The following is a 19,206-nucleotide window of genomic DNA, read 5'->3' on the forward strand; positions in this document are numbered from 1 at the left end:
GTGGACCCTTGGGTCCGCGGGCGTCAGAGTACCGTCGGAGCGCGCTGGCGGACCGGCCCGTAGTAGTGACGAAGCCCCTGTAATGGGGGTGGAGCGAAGGGGCCGGGCTGTTCGTGACCCGTTCGTTCGATCAACCGGACGTGCTCCGGGAGGAGTCGCGTGAGCGTGTTGTTGAAGTCCTCGGGCGTCAAGTCGTTCGACATCTCGAAGTGGGCTGTCAAGGAGGCGTGGGAGAAGGTCAAGGCCAACCGGGGTGCACCGGGGGTGGACGAGGAGACGATCGCGCAGTTCGAGGCCGGTCTGAAGGGCAATCTGTTCAAGATCTGGAATCGGATGTCGTCGGGGTCGTACTTCCCGCCGCCTGTGCGCGCGGTGGAAATCCCGAAAGGGCCAGGGAGGGGCATCCGGATCCTGGGTGTTCCCACCGTGGCTGACCGGGTGGCACAGACGGTGGTGGCGGCGATGATCGAGGAACGGGCGGAACCAGTGTTCCATCCGGACTCCTTCGGCTATCGACGCGACCGGTCGGCGTTGGACGCGGTGGCTGTCTGCCGGCGGCGGTGCTGGGAGAGCGACTGGGTGGTCGAGTTCGACATCCGCTCGTTCTTCGACAGCGTGCCGTGGCCGCTGGTGGTCAAGGCAGTGCAGGCGGTGTGTGACGTGCCATGGGTAGTGCTCTATGTCAAGCGGTGGCTGGCCGCCCCGCTGGAGCTGCCCGACGGGACATTGCAGAGCCGGGACAAGGGGACCCCGCAGGGCAATGCCGCGTAGTTAAGAAACGGCGAGGATTTTGATGTCCGGTGGGTCTGGGTGGTGGACTGTGGTTTCGGTGCGCTTCTTTTTCCTGTAGGCGTGGACGTGGATGCGTTTGACGGCTCGTGGGCTGGTGCGGTGGCGCCGGCTGGGGTTGGGCCTCTCCAGAATTTCTGTGAAAGCTGATTCAAGAGCTTTCGCGAGACGGTGAGGGGGAAAAGCCCGCCTGGTCAGTGATCTGACGGCGGATGATGCGCAGTGAGCGGATGAAAGATAGCCGGTCGGGGTCGATATCGGCTTGGTCGGCGGCTTCGCACATCAGGTGCCGGACCGCATAGTGGGTGAGCAGGAGCGCCCAGATCTCCTGCTCGATCATGTCCGGGGATTTTGAACGCAGTACGGCGCCGCGGCCGCGTTGATGGGTTTTGATCTCGTCGAGGCCGGACTCGAATTCCCAGCGTTCCGCGTACGCCGCCGCGAGCTCGGCAGCACTGGCGTCGTCCGGGTCCATGATGGTGGTGATCAGGCAGAAGATTTCTCCTTTGCCTTCACGGTTGGTCACCTCGTACTCGACGACCCGGACCGGGATGCCGGACGGCTCTTCGATGTGTGCTGCCCCTCGGTGACGCTGGACGGCACGCCGGCGGCGTACTTTCGGGTCCAGCAGAAATGACTCGTACGAGCCGTCCTTGAGCGGTCGGACCACCGGCAGATGAGGTCCGTCGGGCATCCGCCACAGAAGATCCGCCCCCGCGGCCGCAGCAGCTTCCCACAGCCGGTAGGCGTAAAATCCCCGGTCAGCAGTGATGAGCATGCCCGGCTCGAAATCCGCCACGAGATCCCGGGCCAGTGTCCCTTCATCCGTACGCCAGGGCCCCAGCCGTGCAGCCACAACGGCATGCGTGCCGCATTCTCCCAGCCCGACAATCTTCACCTGTGGAAACGGGGCAGGATTCTTCTCCCCGCCGGAACGCCCGAACTCCGCGTCATTCGCGGGCGTGTCGGGGAGGTCCAGTACGAAACCGTCAATAGCCATCAGCCGAAAATTCCCCAGCCATGCCCCTTGCGTACCGCGCTGGGCACACGGCAGCGCCACCCGCTCGAACAGCGCTTTCAGCGGCTCAGGCCCCAGACGCCGGCGCGCCTGGGAGACCGCGCTGGACGTGGGAACCGTCCATTCCTTCCGCCATGTCCCCAGGAACCGCAGGCCGTTGACGAGCAGACGGGTCACTTCCTCATACGACTCGCCGAAGAACAGGCACATGGCCATCACGTAATACACAACGACACGTGCAGGCAGCAGACGAGATCTCTTCTCCGTCCGCCCCGTCTCCGCGAGAACCTCATCGACCAGGTCACGGTGCACCAGACGCGTCAGAACCCCGATACCCACCCGGTCAGTCAAACGCTCGCCGGAGATGGCCCCTTCATCTCGAATCCCACCCATGAACGAGAAACATAACCAGATTCGTGGCCACAGCGAAAGAGCAGAACCGCCCCAGGTTGACTGTCCACAACCATCCCCGGCGTGTCGCTGTGAAAATGTGGACACGGAACGCCGAGTTTCTTAACTACGCGGCATTGCCCCGCAGGGCTCCGCGGTATCCCCCGTCCTGGCGAATCTGTTCCTGCACTTCGCGTTCGACATGTGGATGGCCCGGGAACACCCGGGGGTGCGGTTCGAGCGTTACGCCGACGACGCGGTGATCCACTGCCAAAGTCTCGCGCAGGCCAGGCATGTCCTGGCCGCGCTGGACGGGCGGATGACCGAGGTCGGTCTGGAACTGCACCCGGACAAGACACGGATCGTGTACTGCCAGGACAGCAACCGGTGTGGGAAGTTCGAGCACACCGCGTTCACGTTCCTGGGGTACACGTTCCGCCCGCGCAAGGCCGACGGGCCACGCGGCAGGTTCACCAGCTTCAGCCCGGCCGTCAGCAAAGAGGCCCTGAAGAAGATGGGGACGACCGTGCGGTCCTGGAAACTGCACACCCGCGTCGACCTGTCCGGCCGGGACCTCGCACAGTGGATCAACCCTGTTGTGCGGGGATGGATGCATTACTACGGAGCGTTCTACCGCACCGCACTGCATCCCCTCCTGGCACGCATCAACAACTATCTGATGCGCTGGACCCGCAACAAGTACAAACGACTCAGAGGCTGGAAAGCCGCGGTCCAGGGGTGGGAGCGGGCCGTGACACTGCGGCGGGACTTCTTCGCGCACTGGACCTGGGCCAGCCATCCGACACCCCGGTGATCAGAGCAGCACGAGCCGGATGACGGGAGACTGTCACGTCCGGAATCTGTGGGAGCCCGGGGGTGTGATTCCCCCGGGCCACCCGGCCGTCGCTTTGCGATCGGCATCCTGGCGGTGGCCGCACTGCTCGGGGCCCTCGCCACCCCGGCCGGGGCGGAGGACTGGGGGAAGGGCGAAGGCGGTGGGGGCTACCGGTGTGAGAGCACCATGAACCAGAGCCACAACCTCGTCGGCGTCGGCGTCGGCGTCGCCTGCTCCCCCATCTCCATCCTCTAGGACGGACGCGTCACGCGGGAACGGCGCCGCTCGTGGGCCCGGGATGGTGTGGGAGGGAAGCCGTCCGGAGTTCCACGAACGGTCCCGGCCGGTGGTCGTGAACCACCGGGCGGCCGGCCGGGCCATGTGACGCGGTGAGTCGGGCACGTTGTGGTGGGCGGCGGCGCGGGCGTCGCCGAGGCGATCCGCCCGTCGTCCACCCGGACCGGAGGAGTCCGCCCACGCGGCCGGGGCCGCTACGTCCCCGGCTTATGGCCCCACACGTACACCGCGTCCCCCAACTGCAGTACCCCCCACAGCGTCTTCGCATCGGCCACGCTCATGTTGACGCACCCCGCCGAGCCCGCCCCGTCGTACAACTCCCCGGGCCGCCCGTGGAAGGCCTGCCCGCCCGAGAAGAACTGGGCATACGGCATCGGTGCGTTGGCGTAGAGCGTCGAGACGTGGTCGATGTGCCGCCAGTACACCTTGTGCCAGCCCGCGCGGGTCTCCTCGCCGAGCCGTCCCGTCCGCACCGCGACCGGACCGAACTTCACGGGGCGTCCGAGCTGCACCCACATCAGCTGCCGGTCGAGGTCCACGCAGGCCACCTTGCGCGCGGGCGTCGGGACCGGACAGGCGCCCGCCGCGTTCGGGTTCGGACGGGCCTGGGCCAGGAGCATCGCGCGGTAGGTGGCGAGGTTCGCGAAGCCGTCGGCCGGGCGGACGCCCGCCTTGCGCTGGAAGGCGGCGATGGCCGCGCAGTCGGCGGGGGACTGGCGCCCGTCCTGCGGCCGGTGGAGGAACGCCTCCAGCTGCCACTGGTAGGGGCCGGTCCCGGCGGTGCACGCCGCCGCGTGGGCGGGGGCGGCGACCGGCGGCCCCCACCGGGCGGCGGAGAGCAGCAGCGCCGCGGTGATCAGGCCGTACCGTCCCGCGCGTCCGAGGTGCATGTACGACACCTACACAGCGTCCGCCCCCGGGGCACGCCGGGCGGGCCGCACGGGTGGACGGCCGGTCTTTCAGAGCGTCCCGAACTCCTTGAGCAGGGTGGCGCAGAACGCCTGGAGGTCGTCCGGCCTCCGGCTGGTGATCAGTGTGCTGGGGCCCGCCGTGCAGAGGTGGACCTCCTCGTCGACCCAGGTGCCGCCCGCGTTGCGGATGTCCGTGCGCAGACTCGGCCACGAGGTGAGGGTCCTGCCCCGTACCACGTCCGCCTCCACCAGCACCCAGGGTGCGTGGCAGATCGCCGCGACGGGCCGGCCCGCGGCGAAGAAGTCCGCGACGAAGGAGACGGCGTCCGGGTCCGTGCGCAGGGCGTCCGGGTTGGCGACCCCGCCCGGGAGCACCAGGCCGTCGTAGTCCGCCGCGGACGTCCGGCCCACCACCTCGTCGACAGGGAAGGTGCCGGCCTTGTCGAGGTGGTGGAACGCCTGGACGCGGCCGGGGTGGGTGGAGACCAGCCGCGGCGTTCCGCCGGCGTCCGCCACCGCCTTCCAGGGCACGGTGAGCTCCACCTGTTCGACGCCCTCGGGCGCGACGAGGAATGCCGCCTTCATGCCCCTGCCCTCCCGGTCTCCGTCCTCCCGGTACCCGCCGCGCCGGTCGTGGCTCTTCCGGTCGTGGCCCTTCCGGTCATGTGTAGCGGCAGATGCCGCCGGTGCCCTGGGCGGGGGTCCGCGGCGTGCCCGGCTCCAGCACCCGGACGTCGGCGCCGGTGAGCAGGGCGGCCCGCACCGCGACGTCGGCCAGCCGGCCCTCGTGCGGCTCGCCGCCGCCGTCGGGCGGCAACGCGTCGCGGCGCTCGGCGAGTTCGGTCGGCGAGGAGCCGAACCAGGCCGTCCGCTGGTCGTTCGGGTCGTCGGTGACCGCGAGGGTGCCGACGCGGCCGAGGGCCAGGGCGTCGAGGGTCGCGTGGACCCCTTCGACCGCGTGCCCGCCGGGACCCAGCTCGTGCTCCAGCTGCCGCAGGAGCTCGGCGGTGCGCGCATGGCCCGCGCGGGACGCCTCGGCCACCGTGCGCGCGGTGTCGTCGGCCGGTCCGCCGGCGCCGCGGCTGCCGCCGACGTGCCCCACGGTCACCTCGCGGCGCACCCGGGCGGGCAGGTGCTTGGTGACGTACTGCCGTGCCCGTACGTCGCCCGCGAGCAGCAGCAGGGTGGCCGACACCTCGGACAGGGCGGTGTCCAGGGCCCGGGCGACGGCCGTCGCGTTGTGCTCCCAGGAGTCCTCGGCGCGGTGCTGGAAGCGCATCTGGGCCAGGCCCGGGCTGCGGACGATCTCGTCGTCGGGGCCGGTGACCGTGCGCCGCACGGGTTCGGCCGAGCCCTCCGCGAACAGCAGGAGGTCCGCGCCCGTGCGGTCGACGACCGCGACCACGTGCGCCGGGTGGTCCTGCCGCCACTCCAGCAGTGGCAGCAGGTGGGGGACGGGAGCGAACTCGGCGACGTCCCCGTGGGGCGCGCCGGGCAGTTCGGCGGCGTAGCGCACCTCCCCGCCGGCGGCGAACGCGGCGAGGGTGCCGGTGCCCGGCAGCGCGTCCAGGACGCGGGAGGTCAGCGCGTCCACCGTGGCCGCGTCGGCGCCCTCCCTGGCGAGCCGGGCGGCCAGTTCGCGCCAGCGTGCTCCGGCCTCCTCGGCCCGCTGCGGGCGCATCTCGCGGTCGAAGTAGACGGACGCGAAGGGGCCGGGCGCCTCCAGGAGAGCGCGCAGGGTGCCGGTGTCGGTCCGGGTGGCAGTGGTCATGTGGGCTCCTCCTCCCGGGCGGTTTCCACCCACCCTTCAAGCTGACCAGATGGGACAAAGCGGCGCACGCCGGGGCGCGTGCCCGTCAACCACGCCCCGGGAACTGTGATTACGTGTAGTGACTGGGCAAACGCTCTCTGGAATCATGGGAGTTGAGAGGGTCGGGGGTCGCGGGCGTCCCGAGGAGGGGAGGGCGCCCGCGAGACCCTTGTCCCGCCCTGTCGTGGGCGGTTTCTCGGGCGGCTTCACGGGCGGCCCTCAAAGAGATCCTTTGATCCAGTAATGGAAATCTTTATTCGACTTATGGAAGGAACCTCGGTAGCTTCGGCAGTGTCCCAAGAGCCCGCACGGCCGGGTCTCTTGCACATCCCTGCACGTTCCTACCGATGGGCGGTGTCCTGCGGTGACTTCCATGGCGGGCGAGCGCCGAACCGCGTCCCCCTGGGCCTTCATGGCCGCGACCGCGGTCCTCTGGGGCTCGGCCTTCCCGGCGATCCGCATCGCCCTGGACGGGTACTCCCCGACGTCCATGGCGGTCCTGCGGCTCGTATGCGCGGTGGCGATCCTTACGCCCTGCCTGTTCACCGGCCGCATCAGCCGGCTGCGCCGCGCCGACCTGCTGCGCATGGCCGGCTTCGGCCTCACCGGCATGACGGCCTATCAACTCCTGCTGTACGCAGGCGAACGCCACGTCGAGGGTGGCACCGCCGCCATGCTCGTCGCCACCTCGCCCGTCTTCGCCACCCTGCTCGGCATGCTCGTCCTGCGCGAACGGCCCGGCACCCGGGGCGTCATCGGACTGCTCGTGGCGCTCGGCGGCGCCCTTGTCGTCGCCACCGCCGGCGGCGGAGGCGGCGGAACGCACTCCGGCATGGCGATGATCGTCCTCGCGGCCGCCGCCCAGGCGACGTCCTTCGTCCTCCAGAAGCCGCTGCTGAAGCGCTACTCGGGCATGGACTGCATCTTCTACGGCAGCCTCTTCGGCCTGCTCCCGCTGCTGTTCTCCGCCCCCGAGGCCGTACGGCAGACCGCCGGCGCGGGCTGGCAGCAGCTCGCGGCCGTCGGCTGGCTCGGCCTCGGCTGCACGGTGCTGGCCTTCTGCACCTGGTCGCGCGTCCTCAAGGCCGCGACCGCCTCCACCAGTTCGCTCGTCCTCTACGCCGTGCCGGTCGCCGCGCTCGCGCTGGACGCGGCCGTGTTCGGCGCCGTCCCCACCCCCATGGCGGGGCTCGGCGGACTCGTCGTCCTCCTCGGCGTCGCCGTCGCCGCCATGCGCCGCACCCCGCCGCGCCGCGTCGCCGGCTCGGCGCCGCAGGCGACGACGCCCCGGCGGGAGACCGTCAAGTCCGGCTGACGGGGCGGCCGTTCAGCAGCGGCCGCACCCGGGACAGCGTCTCGCGCACATTCTCCTCGGCGACCAGCCCGTCGGCCTCGTCCGGGGCCAGCCAGCGCAGCTCCGCCCCCGGGTGCTCCGGCCGTATCCCCTCCGGCGTCCCCGTCGCCAGGACGAACCGCAGGTCGGCATGCTCGTGGGCGGGCTCGTCGCCCGCCGCCGGCACCGGGACGACCACCACATGCGCGAGCCGGGCCCATGGCCACGGCGCCAGATCGCCCAGCCCCGTCTCCTCCAGACCCTCCCGCAGCGCCACCCCCAGCGGATCGCTCTCCCCGGGGTCGCCGTGCCCGCCCACCAGCAGCCACGAGCCGTGGCGCTTGTGCCACCGCAGCAGGAACCGCCCGCCCGCCGGATCGAGGATCACCGCGGACGCGGTGACGTGCAGGGGCAGGGAACGGTGCCAGGGATCGTCGGCGGACGCCAGGAGCGCGCGCAGCCGGCCGACGTCGGCGCGCTCCCGGTCGTCGCCGGGCCGGTGGGAGTCGAGGGCGTCCGTGACGGACAGGGGTGCGGAGATCATGCCGGGCAGCCTAGGGAAGAGGACGGCCGCGCCCCAGCGAATTTCGCCCCGCGGCCGCGCCCTGGGTCCTGCGGCCTAGTCCCCGCCCCCGCGGCCGTCCCACCACTTCTCGCTCGTCAGAGCCTTCCTGATCTCGAGGCCCGCTCGTTCGAGCTCCTCGGGGGTCCGTTCGCGCAGCGCCTTCCGGCGTTCGTCCTCGGGCAGGCCATGCACGGAGAAGGCGGCGACATCGGACAGTTGACGACGGGGCTCCTCGGTCCCGGTCATGGCGCTCACGGTCCTTTCCTGAGGCATCCGGGCGGGGGCCGCCCGTACCTCCAGCGTCCGCCCGGACCCGGCCGCCCGCCGCCGGACGACCGGGGGAAACGGAGGGGGAACCACCTCGGGCCGACGGACCAGGGCCGCAGCCGGATGTGGTCCCGGTCCTGCGCCCGACGCGCGGGCCGGGCACCGGACCGTAGAGTCTTCACCGGTGGCGGGCGTCGTCGGTGCCCTGACGAACGACATGCCGGACCCTTCGCGGTCGGCTGTCAGGCGCGTCACACGGCGGGGCCCTCAACCCCCGAGAGGGCCCCGCCACCTACGCCCCGCCGCCCGAGGCCCCCCGGCCTCCTCCGGCAGGTGCGGTCCTTCACCGTGACGGGACCTGTCGGCGGCCAACCCCCGCGGAAAGACGGGCGGATGACCCAGCCCGCCCCGGTCGAAGCGCCCACGGCATGGAACGGCCTCGGGTTCGTCGTGATCCGCGGCTGGCCGGTGGACGGCCGCACCGACCAGGAGCGCTCCGCCACGTGTCGGCAACTCGCCGCCTTGCTGGGCACTCCGAGACCCGCGGACCCCGGCACCCCGTCCTCCGCGACTGCTGTGTGTGCGACAAGCAGCACAAGGCGGGGAGACGCTACTGGTCGGCGGCCATACCGTCCGACCGTTGCGCGGTCCTTCGCATTCCCCTGCACCCAGGAGACCTTCTCCGGCTGGACAACACCGTCGTGCTGCACGGCCGCACCGCCTTCACCGACGCGCCAGAACCGCACGCCCGCCGGCGGTGCCGCCCGGCCTGCGGCGTCGGCTTCTCCTGCGGAGCCATCGCGGCCGTTCCGTAACACCGGAGACCGAGGAGGGAGGTCAGCGGCGGCGGGTGCGCGCGGCGTCCACGGCCAGCGCGGCGAAGAACCGGCCGACGTCGTGCCCCGCGGCCTCCAGGGCAGCCGGGTACGAACTCGTGGCCGTCATGCCCGGCGCCGGATTCGTCTCCAGGACGAACACCTCGCCCCCGGCGGTGACGACGGCGTCCGTACGGGAGAGATGGCGGAGCCCCAGCGCCCGGTGGGCACGCACCGCGGCGCGCCGGGCCCCGTCCGCATGGGCCTCCGGCAGGCGCGCGGGAGTGTGGAAGGCGACCGCCCCGGCGGTGTACCGGGCCGTGTAGTCGTACAGCCCCCGCGCCTCGATCTCCACCGGCGGCAGGGCGACCGGCCCGCCGTCCGAATCGGCCACGGCGACGGCCACTTCGACGCCCTCGACGCACCGCTCGATCAGGACGTCGGGGTGGTGGCCGAGCGCGGCCACCAGCGCCGGCGGCAGCTGCTCCGCGGTCTCGACGAGGCCCACGCCGAGCGCCGAACCGCCCGCGCGCGGCTTGACGAACAGGGGCAGCCCGAGCCGCGCCACCACCCGCCCGGCCAGGTCCGCGGCGCCCAGGTCGTGGAAGGCGTGCTGCGGCAGCGTCACCGAATCCGGCGTCCGCAGACCGGCACCCGCGAAGACCGCCTTGGCCGTGGGCTTGTCGAACGCCGCCCGGCAGGCGGCCGGACCCGCCCCCACGTACGGGACGCCCGCCAGCTCCAGCACCTCCCGGATCGTGCCGTCCTCCCCGGCGACCCCGTGCAGCAGCGGCAGCACCACGTCCGGCGGATCCTCGGCGAGGTCGCGCAGCAGGGTGCCGTCCACGTCGCGCTGCCGCGCCTCGACCCCGGCCGCGCGCAGCGCGTGGGTCACATGGGAACCCGAGCGCAGGGACACCTCGCGCTCGGCGGACAGGCCGCCGGCGAGAACCAGCACCGACAGGGGATCGCTCATGCGAGGCCGTCCAAGAGGGAAGGGGGTCAGGGGAGTTCGGGGCCGGGGGACTGCGGCCCGCGGCCGTCCCGGGCGCCGGTGACGCCGAAGGTGTCGCGCAGCGCGATCTCCTGCGCGACGACGTCGCCGAGCCGCCGGACGCCCTCGGCGATCCGGTCCGGGGGCGGGTAGCAGAAGGACAGCCGCAGGTGCGCCCGGCCGTCGCCGTTCGCGAAGAAGCCGGTGCCCGGTACGTACGCGACCCGGGCCGACGTCGCCCGGGGCAGCATCGCCTTCGCGTCCAGCCCGTCCGGGAGCGTGGCCCACACGAAGAACCCGCCCTCCGGCACCGTCCACGTCGTCCCCGGCGGCATGTGCTCGGTCAGCGCCCGCAGCATCGCGTCCCGCCGCTCCCGGTACATCTCCCGGAAGACCTTCAACTGGTCGCCCCACGGCTGCGTCCGCAGATAGCGGTCCACCACCAGCTGCGTCAGCGGCGACTGCGACAGCACCGCCGACTCCGCCGCCAGGACGAGCCGGTCGCGCACCGCCGACGGGGCCAGCGCCCAGCCCACCCGCAGCCCCGGCGCGAACGTCTTGCTGAACGACCCGAGGTACACCACCTCGTCCCGCCCGGCGTCCGCCCGCAGCGGCCGGACCGGCTCGCCGTCGTAGCGCAGCAGACCGTACGGGTTGTCCTCCAGCACCAGCACCCCCGCCCGCCGGCACACCTCCAGCACCCGCCGGCGCCGCCCGGCGGCCAGGGTCACACCGGCCGGGTTCTGGAACGTCGGCACCGTGTAGAACAGCTTCGCCGGACGGCCCTCCGCCCGCAGCCGATCGAACGCGTCGGCGAGCGCCTCGGGGACGACGCCGTCCCCGTCCATCGGCACATGCGCGACACGCGCCTGGTAGGCGGCGAACGTGCTGATCGCCGTGACGTACGTGGGCGCCTCGGTGACCACCGTGTCCCCCGGGTCCAGGAACACCTTCGCCACCAGGTCCAGCGCCTGCTGCGAACCGCACGTCACCACGACGTCGTCCGGCCGCGCGGCGATGCCCTCCAGGGCCATCACCTCGCACACGCTCTCCCGCAGCGACTCCACGCCCTGCGCCGACCCGTACTGCAGGGCCACCGCCCCCTGCCGCGTCACCAGGTCGGCCATCACCGCGCTCACCACCTCCAGCGGCAGCGCGGACACGTTCGGCATGCCGCCGGCCAGGGAGACGACCTCCGGCCGGGATGCCACCGCGAACAGGGCGCGCACCTCGCTGGCGATCATGTCCGCCGCGCGCGCCGCGTAGTGGCCGTGCCAGGGGTCGAGCGTCGGGCGTTTCTCGGGCGAATCATCGGACTGCACGCCGGGCTCCCTCACCATGAAGGTCGAAAACCCTCCGGACGGTAGTGAGTTGGGCCACCGGCGGACCGGTCATCGCGTACGGTTCGCACGGACGAAGGAGCGTGTCGAACGCACCAGCGCCCCATGGCCCGGAGCGTGAGCGCGCCGAGGCCGACCGACGCCGCCGTGGCTACCCGGGCCCCTCGTCGTCGAGGTGCATCTCGTCCTCCGTGCCGGACGACCATGACGTCCGGACACATCCGGACACGTCCGGGCAGGTCACGCCGGATGCGGGAGCGGCTCCGCGCCGGTGCCGTGACACGCCTCGATCAGCGCCCGCAGCTCGGCGCGCGGGGGATCCGGCCGCACCGCCAGGAAGGCCCGCATGACCGGCGCCGGGTCGCTCAGCGGACGGAAGACGACGCCGGGGACGGGCAGTTGGTCGGCGTGGGGCGCGTAGAAGACCGTCCAGGACGGTTTTCCGTAGCCGACCGACGCCAAGGTGTCCTGCGCGGTGGTGAATTCCGGCCCCAGGACGGGAACGAAACCGGCCTCCTCGCACGAGCGCATCACCAGGTCGTACAGGGCCGGATTGCGCGAGCGGCCCGACAGGCGCAGGGGCAGGTCCGCCAGGTCCGCCAGGGCGATCGTGCCCCGCACCGCCAGGTCGTGCCGGGCCGGCAGCGCCACCATGAGCGCGTCCTCCCAGAGCGGGAGCAGCTCCAGGCCGGGAACGGAACGGTCGCCGCGCAGCAGCGTCGCGTCCAGCTCCCCGCTGCGCACCCGCTTCAGCCGTTCCTCCGTGGCGGCGGTGACCAACTCCAGCTGGGCGCGCGGGGCGAGGCGGGCGAAGCCCGCGAGGATCCCCTCCAGCCGGGCGCCGAGCCCGGCGCTCGTGCCCAGCCGCAGCGTCGCCGCCTGCTCGGTGCGCAGTTCCTCGACGGCCTCCCGCGCCCGGGTCCGCGCCGCCAGCACCTCGCGGGCGTGCGGCAGCAGCCGCCGGCCCGCCTCGGTCAGGGAGACCGCGCGCGTGGTCCGCGCGAACAGCGGGACCCCCAGGTCGCGCTCCAGCCTGCGCACCTGCTGGCTCACCGCCGACTGCACGATGTGCAGCCGCTCGGCGGCCCGGCCGAAGTGCAGCTCCTCGGCCACGGTCAGGAAGTACTCGAGCTGTCGGATCTCCATGCCCCACCCCGTTGATCAGTTCCGGTGATGAGTGTAGGCGCGGTTCGGCCGTTGGCCGGGGGCGGCGGTCGCGGTGGACTGGGACCGTCTTCAGCCCGTCCGGCGCTTGAGGACGAACGCGGCGCAGCCGCGTTGCCCCGCGCGGAGCGCGGCGAGAAACGGTGAAAGGGCGGGACCGGGGCACCCCTCGCGACGGCAACCACCCCCCACCCGCACCCCAACCCACACCAAGGAGCCCCCATGCCCACCACAACCACCACCACGACCCACCACGACGTCACCGTCACCTACGACATCACCAGCCCCACCCCCACCGCCCCCGGCCTCGTCCTCATCCACGGCACCGGCGCCGACCGCACCCAATGGGCGCCCCTCACCGCGCGGCTCTCCGACCGCTTCACCGTCCTCGCCCCCGACCTCTCCGGCTCGGGCGGCACCACCGACCCCGGCGGTCCGCTCACCGTCGCCGACCTCGCCGACGAGGTGATCGCCGCCGCCGACCACGCGGGGCTGGAGCGCTTCCACCTCGCCGGGCATTCGCTCGGTGCGGCGGTGGCCGCGCACCTCGCGGGGACCCGGCCGGGGCGGGTCCGCTCGCTGGCGCTGCACGCGGGATGGGCGTACACCGACACCCGGATGGCGGCCGAACTCCGCTACTGGCTGGAGCTGCTCAGGACCGACGCCGCTCACGGGACGGACCTGTTCGTGCGCATGGTGCCGCTGATGGCGTTCGGGCCGCGTTACTGGGAGCGGACCGACGAGGCCGCGCACGAGGCACTCGTCCGCACCCTGGCCGGCGTCATCTCGCCGACCGCGGCCGCCCGGCAGACGGAGACCGACCTCGGCGTGGACCTGCGTCCGCTCCTCGGCCGGATCACCGCGCCCACGCTCGTCCTGGCCAGCGCGCACGACCGGCTCATCGACGCCGCCCAGCAGGACGCCCTGCTGACCGGGATCGCGGACGCGCGGTACGCGGAGATCGACGCGGGGCACGGGGCGCCGGGGGAGGACCCGGAGGGGTTCGCGGCGAAGCTCGCGGCGTTCCTGGACGAGCGGGCGGAGGCGGAGGCGGAGGCGGAGGTGGCGGCCGTCTGACGGGCCGGCTCAGACCTCGAGTTCGGCCTCGATCCGCTTCAACTGGTGGCGGGCCATCGCCAGATTGGCCCGCTGCGTGTCCAGCACGAGGTAGAGGAAGAGGCCGCTGCCACCCCGCCCGGTGAGGAGCCGGATCAGGTGGTACTGCGTGCCGAGGGTGATGAGGATGTCCTCGATGCGGTCCTGGAGGTTGAGCATCTCCATGGCGCGCAGCTTCGCCCGTACGACATCGGTGTTGGCGGCCGCGGCGACGTTGAGGTCGATGTTCTGGGACCCGCCCAGGGTGCCCAGGGCCATGCCGCTGCCGTAGTCGACGAGGGCCACGCCGATGGCCCCCTCGATCGAGCCCATCGCTTCCTTGAGCGCCATTTCGGTGTTGGCCATGAGAATGCCTGCTTTCGCTATGGGGGTGGGTGATAGGTCCTCGACCTGCTCCTGGACCTGCTCCTAGACCTGCTGCGGCCGGTGCTGGAACGCGCCGTCGATCAGCGCGGCGAGCCGGGGACAGGCCCGGCGGGCCTCCAGGTTGAGGCGGCCGACGTTCGCGTCGGCGGTGGCCAGCAGCGTCAGCACGCTGGAGACCCCGGCCGCGTAGGTGGCGACGTATCCGAACTCGCCGTTGACGAGCAGTTCGCGGAAGCCCCCGTGCCCCACGGCCTCCGTCAGGCGTGCCCCCACGCCCAGGGCCGCGGCGGTCAGCGCGGCCACCCCGTCGGGCTCCGCGTTCTTCGCGAGCAGATGGGCGATCACCAGCCCGTCCGTGCTCGCGACCATGGCGCCGGTCAGATACGGCACCCTGACCCGTAACTCCTGTAACTCGGCGAGTACTTCGGGCGGTGCGGCGGTCATCGACTGTCTCCTCACGGCGAACTGCCTCAAGGCGCGCCTCATCATGGGATCGGCGGATTCGGGCGGGTGCACGGCACGGTCACAGTCCTCTCCGGCCCGCGGGTGGTTACCAATGGCGTGTCCGTTGCGACGGAAGGTAATCGAAAAGAGTGCCGGGGTGGGAGGGTTTCGGCATTTTCTCTCGGCACATGTACACGGCGGTGCGGGATGTGAACGGCCGGAAAGCGACGTTTCGTTGAGGAGCACCGAGTGGTCGCGGGCGGCCCCTGACGAAAAGACCGGAGGTTTACATTCCGCGCCGCCGGTTTCTCTGCCGCCGGTTTCTCCGCTGCCGGTTGCTCACAGCGGCCCCGCGCCCTTGAACGCGCGATGGATGGGCGAGGTGCTGGTGCCGAGGACGCCGGGCAGGGCGGCGACCGGGCCGGTGAGGTAGCGGTAGAAGGCCCCGGCGTCGCGCGTGCTGATGCTGGCGTAGATGTTGAAGTCCCCGGTCGTGGCCGCCGCGAAGGACACCTCCGGATGGGCGGCGAGCGCCGCGCCGACCGCCTCGATGGCGGCGGGCTCGATGTTCAGCCACAGGGCCGCGCGGAAGTTGCCCTGGAGGACGCGCGGGGCGAAGTCCAGGTCGAAGTAGAGCACGCCGGCCTCCCGCAGTTCCGCCATCCGGCGTCGCACGGTGGTCGCCGACCAGCCCGTGGCCGCGGCGAGTTCGCCGACCGGCGTCCGGCCGTCCCGCGCCAGCGCGTCCAGCAGTCGGCCGTCGGCCTCGTCGAGCGGATACGCCGGGGCCGGGGCCGGATCGCTGAGCAGGCGGTCCGGCGCGTTCGCGGGCTTCAGCGCGGCGACCTGCTCCGCCGTCAGCGGGCCCGACTTGGTGAACAGGCTGAGGTCCTGGCCGAAGAAGACGTGCAGCAGACAGTGCGCGCTCACGTCCACCACCCGCGGCGTCCTCGGCAGCTTCTCCAGCAGCAGCGTGTCCCCGCCGCCGGTGCCCCCGGGGCGGACGAGACAGGCGATCTCCGTCCCGCCGGAGGTGAGGCTGACCCAGGTGGTGTCCGGCCGGCGGGCCAGCGCCTCGCCGATCGCCCCCGCGGCACCGGGCGCACAGCGCACCCGGACGAACCAGGGCACCTCGCCCAGCCGCAGCGGATCGGTCAGACCCACCACCCGCAGCGTGCCCGCGGACCGCAGCCGGGTGTAGCGCCGCGCCACGGTCTGGTCGGAGACCCCCAGCACCTCGGCGATCCGGCGGAACGGCGCCCGGCCGTCGATCTGCAGCGCATGGGCGAGCAGCCGGTCTTGCTCCCTGTCGAGCACGGGCAGCACGACCCGCCGTTTGTCGAGATTCACCGGTCCACGGTACGAGATGTCGAGTTCCGCCGCCGAACGGCCACCGGCTGTGGCACCGCCCCGTCCGCCACGGAAGCTTCTCGCCAGGGGACGGCGCGGCTCGAAGGCGCCCCCGAAACGAATGGGAGCCCCCTGAAAACGATGGGAGACTGCACAATGCGTAAATGGTGGCCCTTGGTGGCGGTGTGCCTGGGCGCCTTCATCCTCCTGGTGGACGTCACGATCGTGAACGTCGCCCTGCCGAGGATGGCCGACGACCTCGACGCCTCGTTCTCGTCCCTCCAGTGGGTCGTCGACGCCTACGCCCTGTCGCTGGCCGCCCTGCTGCTGGCGGCGGGCTCGGCCGCCGACCTCTTCGGGCACCGAAGGCTCTACGTCCTGGGCCTCGTGCTCTTCGCCCTCGCCTCCCTCGCGTGCGGGCTCGCCCCCAACGCCGGGGTGCTGGTGGCCGCGCGGGCCGTGCAGGGAGCCGGCGGCGCGGCGATGTTCGCGACGTCCGCCGCGCTGCTCGGCGCCACGTACCACGGCCGTGACCGGGGCACCGCCTTCGGCATCTGGGGAGCCGTCAACGGCGCCGCCGCGGCCGCCGGACCCGTCCTCGGCGGACTGCTCACCGAACACATCGGCTGGCAGGCGATCTTCCTGGTCAACCTGCCCATCGCCGCCGCGGCGGTCTGGCTGACCCTGCGCGTCATACGCGCCGACCGGAGGGCGACGTCCGGCAACCGCGGCCGGCTCGACGCGGCCGGCGCCGTCACCTTCACCCTCGCCGCCGCGGCCGTCACCTACGCGCTGATCCGCAGCGCCGAGGACGGCTGGACCTCGGCCACCGTCCTGGTCTCCTTCGCCGTGGCCGCGGCCGCCCTCCTCGCCTTCGTCCTCGCCGAGACCCGCCTCGCCCGCCGCGGCGGCCTGCCCCTGCTCGACCTCGCCCTGCTGCGCCGGCCCTCCTTCGCCGGACTCATGGGCGGCGCACTGCTCTTCCAGGGCGGCGCCTTCGGCTGCCTCGTCCTCGTCTCCCTGTGGCTGCAGTCCGTCCTCGGCCTCGGCCCGGTCGCCGGCGGCGTGGCCCTGATGCCGATGGCCGCCCTCTCCTTCCTCGTCGCCGCCGTGGCCGGCCGCCACGTCCAGCGGATCGCGCCGCGCCTGCCGATCGGCGCCGGCATGCTCCTGGTCGCCGCCGGCATGTACCTGCTGTACGACGGGATGTCCGCCGGTGCCGACCGCTCCTCCCTCATCGCCGGGCTGGCGGTGGCCGGCGCGGGCGTCGGGCTGGCCACGCCGGTCCTGGTGTCGGCGGCCACGGGCAGCGTCCCGCCGCAGCGGATGGGCATGGCGGCGGGCGCCGTCAACACCTTCCGGCAGCTCGGGATGACGCTGTTCATCGCCGTGCTCGGCGCGGTGTTCACGCACACGGCGCGGCAGGAACTCGCGGGTTCGGTCCCCGACGCACACGATGCGGCGTCCGCCCTCGCGGGCGGCCAGGCCCAACGCCTGGTCGCCGCCGCCCCGGAGGGCAGGCGCGCGGCGGCGGAGAACGTCGTCCACCACGCGTTCGCGTCCGGCCTCCAGGACGTCTTCCTGTGGTCGGCGGGGGCGGCCGCGCTCGGCGCCGTGCTGGTGCTGGCCCTGGTGCGCCCGACGCCCTCCCGCCCGGCGGCGGACGCACCCGCGGAGCGGCCGGTGCGGGTGGCGGAGGAGGTGTAGGAACTCCCGGCAGGCACCGCGCGATTGCTTGCTCCGCCCGCATGGCGGCCGGAGCCTCGCCCCCTCACGTGTGACCAGGGCCGACGACCCATGGTCCGGCCAGGGAAAATGTTCCCCTGCGGGTTCGGGCACGTCCGGACCTCATGCCCGGGCGCTCATGCCCGGGCTGCCTCCAGCCCGTGATCGTGCTCGCACGCGGCGTCGTCCAGGCCGTGGACGTCCCAGACGGGGAAAGGGTCGGCCCATGACGTCCCCGATTCGTCCGGCCTCACGAGGCAGGCGGACAGGGCCCGATGCAATGCCTCCGGGCGCAACTCGGTGCCGATGAAGACGAGTTCCTGGCCCTGCCCGTCATGCTCCTGCACACCTGCGGGCTCGAACCGGGCCACGGCCCCGGCCTGCGACCACAGTCCGGCCACCCGGTCCCGCCCGGCCAGCCGGAAGAACCCCTTGGAGCGCAGCACTTGGCCGTAGGCCCCGGAGTCGAGTTCCTCGGTGACGAACGTCCACAGCCGCTCGGGGTGGAAGGCCGGTCCGGCGCGGAAGACCGTCGAGGAGATGCCGTACTCCTCGGTCTCGGGGGTGTGGTCGCCGTTGAGTTCCCTCACCCAGCCGGGCGCCTGCTGGGCACGCTCCAGGTCGAAGAGGCCGGTGCCGAGGATCGCCGACGGATCCACCCGGCCGTGCTCGGCCGGTACGACGCGGGCGGCCGGATTGAGCCGGGCGAGCGCCGCCCGCAGCCGGTCGGCATCCGCTTCGCCCACCGTGTCGAGCTTGTTGACCACGATGACGTCGGCGAACTCGACCTGGTCCATGAGGAGATCGCTCACCGTCCGTTCGTCGTCCTCGTACTGATCGAGGCCGCGCTCCGCCAGGCCGTCGCCGCCCGCGAGCTCGGGTAGGAAGTTCGCGGCGTCGACGACGGTGACCATGGTGTCGAGCCGGGCGAGGTCGCCGAGGGCCGCGCCGTCATCCCGGGGGAAGGCGAAGGTGGCGGCGACGGGCAGGGGTTCGGAGATTCCGCTCGACTCGATGAGCAGGTAGTCGAAGCGGCCTTCGCGGGCCAGCCGGTCCACCTCCTCGAGGAGATCGTCCCGCAGGGTGCAGCAGATGCACCCGTTGGTCATCTCGACCAGACGCTCCTCGGTCCGCGACAGCGCCCCCTCTCCGCCCCGCACCAGTGCGGCGTCGATGTTGATCTCGCTCATATCGTTGACGATCACTGCGACGCGCAGCCCACCGCGGTGGGCGAGGACGTGATTGAGCAGGGTCGTCTTGCCCGCGCCGAGGAAGCCGGAGAGGACGGTCACCGGCAGCCGGTGCTCAGCCATGACCGGTCAGCCCTCCTGGCCCAGCAGCCCGCGCTCGTACGCCTTCACCAGCCGCTGCGGCACCAGGCGCACGGAGCCGTCGACGGTGACCGGGACCAACTGGGGCGTCGTCGCCTTCCACCGGGCACGGCGATGGCGGGTGTTGGAACGGGACATCTTCCGCTTGGGTACGGCCATGGGAACGGGACCTCCGTCGTCGGTGTGTGCCGTCACGCTACATGAAAACGGAAACCGTTACCAAGTGGCGTGTGACTCTTCGTGGAGGACCGCGCCGATCGGGCAACGAGGAGCTACGACCATCGCGAGGGCGTCGGCGGCGATACCTCTTCCGCGGCCCGGGCTCCTCTTATCCGGTCTTATCCGA

The 19,206-nt window shown here is 72.2% G+C and carries 21 protein-coding genes; 7 read left to right on the forward strand and 14 right to left on the reverse strand.

Annotated features, from left to right (window positions below; all coding sequences use genetic code 11):
* The first annotated feature begins 159 nt into the window (after positions 1 to 159).
* A complete protein-coding gene (locus AB8735_RS33985; RefSeq protein ID WP_372411499.1) occupies positions 160 to 771 on the forward strand; it encodes a reverse transcriptase domain-containing protein in 612 nt (203 codons plus the stop codon).
* A gap of 169 nt (positions 772 to 940) precedes the next feature.
* On the opposite strand, the gene AB8735_RS33990 is transcribed toward AB8735_RS33985, so the two are convergent.
* A complete protein-coding gene (locus AB8735_RS33990) occupies positions 941 to 2,200 on the reverse strand; it encodes an IS4 family transposase (RefSeq protein ID WP_372405003.1) in 1,260 nt (419 codons plus the stop codon).
* Between the two features lie 133 nt (positions 2,201 to 2,333).
* On the opposite strand from AB8735_RS33990, the gene AB8735_RS33995 reads away from it, so the two are divergent.
* Both AB8735_RS33995 and AB8735_RS34000 read left to right on the forward strand, forming a co-directional pair.
* Positions 2,334 to 3,011: a reverse transcriptase domain-containing protein gene (locus AB8735_RS33995; protein ID WP_372411958.1), complete on the forward strand. Its 678-nt coding sequence runs from the start codon at positions 2,334 to 2,336 to the stop codon at positions 3,009 to 3,011.
* A gap of 114 nt (positions 3,012 to 3,125) precedes the next feature.
* Entirely contained in the window at positions 3,126 to 3,287 is a 162-nt protein-coding gene (locus tag AB8735_RS34000; RefSeq protein ID WP_372411500.1) for a hypothetical protein, read from the forward strand.
* Between the two features lie 236 nt (positions 3,288 to 3,523).
* On the opposite strand, the gene AB8735_RS34005 is transcribed toward AB8735_RS34000, so the two are convergent.
* From AB8735_RS34005 to AB8735_RS34015, 3 genes are all read right to left on the reverse strand, one after another.
* On the reverse strand, positions 3,524 to 4,219 hold the full coding sequence (locus tag AB8735_RS34005) for a L,D-transpeptidase family protein (protein WP_344020720.1): 696 nt from the start codon (positions 4,217 to 4,219) through the stop codon (positions 3,524 to 3,526).
* A 69-nt stretch (positions 4,220 to 4,288) separates the two neighbouring features.
* Positions 4,289 to 4,825 (reverse strand): type 1 glutamine amidotransferase domain-containing protein, encoded by a 537-nt coding sequence (locus tag AB8735_RS34010; RefSeq protein ID WP_372411501.1) that lies wholly within the window; start codon positions 4,823 to 4,825, stop codon positions 4,289 to 4,291.
* Positions 4,826 to 4,901: 76 nt separating this feature from the next.
* Positions 4,902 to 6,011, reverse strand: coding sequence for a Vms1/Ankzf1 family peptidyl-tRNA hydrolase (locus AB8735_RS34015; RefSeq protein WP_344020716.1), 1,110 nt, complete (start codon positions 6,009 to 6,011; stop codon positions 4,902 to 4,904).
* 412 nt (positions 6,012 to 6,423) lie between these two features.
* Here AB8735_RS34015 and AB8735_RS34020 point away from each other — a divergent pair, with 412 nt between their 5' ends.
* Complete coding sequence (locus tag AB8735_RS34020; protein WP_344020714.1) at positions 6,424 to 7,365, forward strand: DMT family transporter; 942 nt, start codon at positions 6,424 to 6,426, stop codon at positions 7,363 to 7,365.
* On the opposite strand, the gene AB8735_RS34025 is transcribed toward AB8735_RS34020, so the two are convergent.
* Complete coding sequence (locus tag AB8735_RS34025; protein WP_372411502.1) at positions 7,352 to 7,927, reverse strand: NUDIX hydrolase; 576 nt, start codon at positions 7,925 to 7,927, stop codon at positions 7,352 to 7,354. The two genes, AB8735_RS34020 and AB8735_RS34025, sit on opposite strands and share 14 nt — an antisense overlap.
* Before the next feature lie 75 nt (positions 7,928 to 8,002).
* The gene (locus tag AB8735_RS34030; protein ID WP_344020710.1) at positions 8,003 to 8,194 is read right to left on the reverse strand and encodes a hypothetical protein; all 192 of its coding nucleotides are present in this window, start codon (positions 8,192 to 8,194) and stop codon (positions 8,003 to 8,005) included.
* A 524-nt stretch (positions 8,195 to 8,718) separates the two neighbouring features.
* On the opposite strand from AB8735_RS34030, the gene AB8735_RS34035 reads away from it, so the two are divergent.
* Positions 8,719 to 9,030 carry a TauD/TfdA family dioxygenase gene (locus AB8735_RS34035; protein ID WP_372411504.1) on the forward strand — a complete coding sequence of 104 codons (312 nt, stop codon included), beginning with the start codon at positions 8,719 to 8,721 and terminating at the stop codon, positions 9,028 to 9,030.
* Positions 9,031 to 9,052: 22 nt separating this feature from the next.
* Here AB8735_RS34035 and AB8735_RS34040 read toward each other — a convergent pair whose 3' ends face one another.
* The 3 genes from AB8735_RS34040 to AB8735_RS34050 all read right to left on the reverse strand — a co-directional run bounded on the left by AB8735_RS34040 (position 9,053) and on the right by AB8735_RS34050 (position 12,510).
* A complete protein-coding gene (locus AB8735_RS34040; protein ID WP_372411505.1) occupies positions 9,053 to 10,006 on the reverse strand; it encodes a D-alanine--D-alanine ligase in 954 nt (317 codons plus the stop codon).
* 26 nt (positions 10,007 to 10,032) lie between these two features.
* Entirely contained in the window at positions 10,033 to 11,268 is a 1,236-nt protein-coding gene (locus AB8735_RS34045; RefSeq protein ID WP_372411959.1) for a PLP-dependent aminotransferase family protein, read from the reverse strand.
* Positions 11,269 to 11,604: 336 nt separating this feature from the next.
* A complete protein-coding gene (locus AB8735_RS34050) occupies positions 11,605 to 12,510 on the reverse strand; it encodes a LysR substrate-binding domain-containing protein (protein ID WP_344020702.1) in 906 nt (301 codons plus the stop codon).
* A gap of 240 nt (positions 12,511 to 12,750) precedes the next feature.
* Here AB8735_RS34050 and AB8735_RS34055 point away from each other — a divergent pair, with 240 nt between their 5' ends.
* Complete coding sequence (locus tag AB8735_RS34055; RefSeq protein ID WP_372411506.1) at positions 12,751 to 13,605, forward strand: alpha/beta fold hydrolase; 855 nt, start codon at positions 12,751 to 12,753, stop codon at positions 13,603 to 13,605.
* A gap of 9 nt (positions 13,606 to 13,614) precedes the next feature.
* On the opposite strand, the gene AB8735_RS34060 is transcribed toward AB8735_RS34055, so the two are convergent.
* From AB8735_RS34060 to AB8735_RS34070, 3 genes are all read right to left on the reverse strand, one after another.
* On the reverse strand, positions 13,615 to 13,989 hold the full coding sequence (locus tag AB8735_RS34060) for a hypothetical protein (protein ID WP_344020698.1): 375 nt from the start codon (positions 13,987 to 13,989) through the stop codon (positions 13,615 to 13,617).
* A gap of 63 nt (positions 13,990 to 14,052) precedes the next feature.
* Complete coding sequence (locus tag AB8735_RS34065; RefSeq protein WP_344020696.1) at positions 14,053 to 14,454, reverse strand: roadblock/LC7 domain-containing protein; 402 nt, start codon at positions 14,452 to 14,454, stop codon at positions 14,053 to 14,055.
* Positions 14,455 to 14,793: 339 nt separating this feature from the next.
* A complete protein-coding gene (locus tag AB8735_RS34070) occupies positions 14,794 to 15,804 on the reverse strand; it encodes an Lrp/AsnC family transcriptional regulator (RefSeq protein ID WP_372411507.1) in 1,011 nt (336 codons plus the stop codon).
* Positions 15,805 to 15,960: 156 nt separating this feature from the next.
* Here AB8735_RS34070 and AB8735_RS34075 point away from each other — a divergent pair, with 156 nt between their 5' ends.
* On the forward strand, positions 15,961 to 17,511 hold the full coding sequence (locus tag AB8735_RS34075; protein WP_372411508.1) for an MFS transporter: 1,551 nt from the start codon (positions 15,961 to 15,963) through the stop codon (positions 17,509 to 17,511).
* A gap of 155 nt (positions 17,512 to 17,666) precedes the next feature.
* Here the strand turns inward: AB8735_RS34075 and AB8735_RS34080 are convergent, their stop codons facing one another.
* Complete coding sequence (locus tag AB8735_RS34080) at positions 17,667 to 18,842, reverse strand: GTP-binding protein (RefSeq protein ID WP_372411509.1); 1,176 nt, start codon at positions 18,840 to 18,842, stop codon at positions 17,667 to 17,669.
* Positions 18,843 to 18,848: 6 nt separating this feature from the next.
* The gene (rpmF, locus tag AB8735_RS34085; RefSeq protein ID WP_372411510.1) at positions 18,849 to 19,019 is read right to left on the reverse strand and encodes a 50S ribosomal protein L32; all 171 of its coding nucleotides are present in this window, start codon (positions 19,017 to 19,019) and stop codon (positions 18,849 to 18,851) included.
* Positions 19,020 to 19,206 lie beyond the last annotated feature (187 nt).

The sequence above is a fragment of the Streptomyces luteireticuli genome, assembly GCF_041519305.1.
Classification (GTDB): domain Bacteria; phylum Actinomycetota; class Actinomycetes; order Streptomycetales; family Streptomycetaceae; genus Streptomyces; species Streptomyces luteireticuli.

Excerpts from the sequence above, each read along its gene's own strand:
- AB8735_RS33990 (WP_372405003.1), bottom strand. The coding sequence starts at position 2,200 with ATGGGTGGGATTCGAGATGAAGGGGCCATCTCCGGCGAGCGTTTGACT.
- AB8735_RS34005 (WP_344020720.1), bottom strand. The coding sequence starts at position 4,219 with ATGCACCTCGGACGCGCGGGACGGTACGGCCTGATCACCGCGGCGCTG.
- AB8735_RS34010 (WP_372411501.1), bottom strand. The coding sequence starts at position 4,825 with ATGAAGGCGGCATTCCTCGTCGCGCCCGAGGGCGTCGAACAGGTGGAG.
- AB8735_RS34015 (WP_344020716.1), bottom strand. The coding sequence starts at position 6,011 with ATGACCACTGCCACCCGGACCGACACCGGCACCCTGCGCGCTCTCCTG.
- AB8735_RS34020 (WP_344020714.1), top strand. The coding sequence starts at position 6,424 with ATGGCGGGCGAGCGCCGAACCGCGTCCCCCTGGGCCTTCATGGCCGCG.
- AB8735_RS34025 (WP_372411502.1), bottom strand. The coding sequence starts at position 7,927 with ATGATCTCCGCACCCCTGTCCGTCACGGACGCCCTCGACTCCCACCGG.
- AB8735_RS34030 (WP_344020710.1), bottom strand. The coding sequence starts at position 8,194 with ATGACCGGGACCGAGGAGCCCCGTCGTCAACTGTCCGATGTCGCCGCC.
- AB8735_RS34040 (WP_372411505.1), bottom strand. The coding sequence starts at position 10,006 with ATGAGCGATCCCCTGTCGGTGCTGGTTCTCGCCGGCGGCCTGTCCGCC.
- AB8735_RS34045 (WP_372411959.1), bottom strand. The coding sequence starts at position 11,268 with ATGATCGCCAGCGAGGTGCGCGCCCTGTTCGCGGTGGCATCCCGGCCG.
- AB8735_RS34050 (WP_344020702.1), bottom strand. The coding sequence starts at position 12,510 with ATGGAGATCCGACAGCTCGAGTACTTCCTGACCGTGGCCGAGGAGCTG.
- AB8735_RS34055 (WP_372411506.1), top strand. The coding sequence starts at position 12,751 with ATGCCCACCACAACCACCACCACGACCCACCACGACGTCACCGTCACC.
- AB8735_RS34060 (WP_344020698.1), bottom strand. The coding sequence starts at position 13,989 with ATGGCCAACACCGAAATGGCGCTCAAGGAAGCGATGGGCTCGATCGAG.
- AB8735_RS34065 (WP_344020696.1), bottom strand. The coding sequence starts at position 14,454 with ATGACCGCCGCACCGCCCGAAGTACTCGCCGAGTTACAGGAGTTACGG.
- AB8735_RS34075 (WP_372411508.1), top strand. The coding sequence starts at position 15,961 with ATGCGTAAATGGTGGCCCTTGGTGGCGGTGTGCCTGGGCGCCTTCATC.
- AB8735_RS34080 (WP_372411509.1), bottom strand. The coding sequence starts at position 18,842 with ATGGCTGAGCACCGGCTGCCGGTGACCGTCCTCTCCGGCTTCCTCGGC.
- rpmF (WP_372411510.1), bottom strand. The coding sequence starts at position 19,019 with ATGGCCGTACCCAAGCGGAAGATGTCCCGTTCCAACACCCGCCATCGC.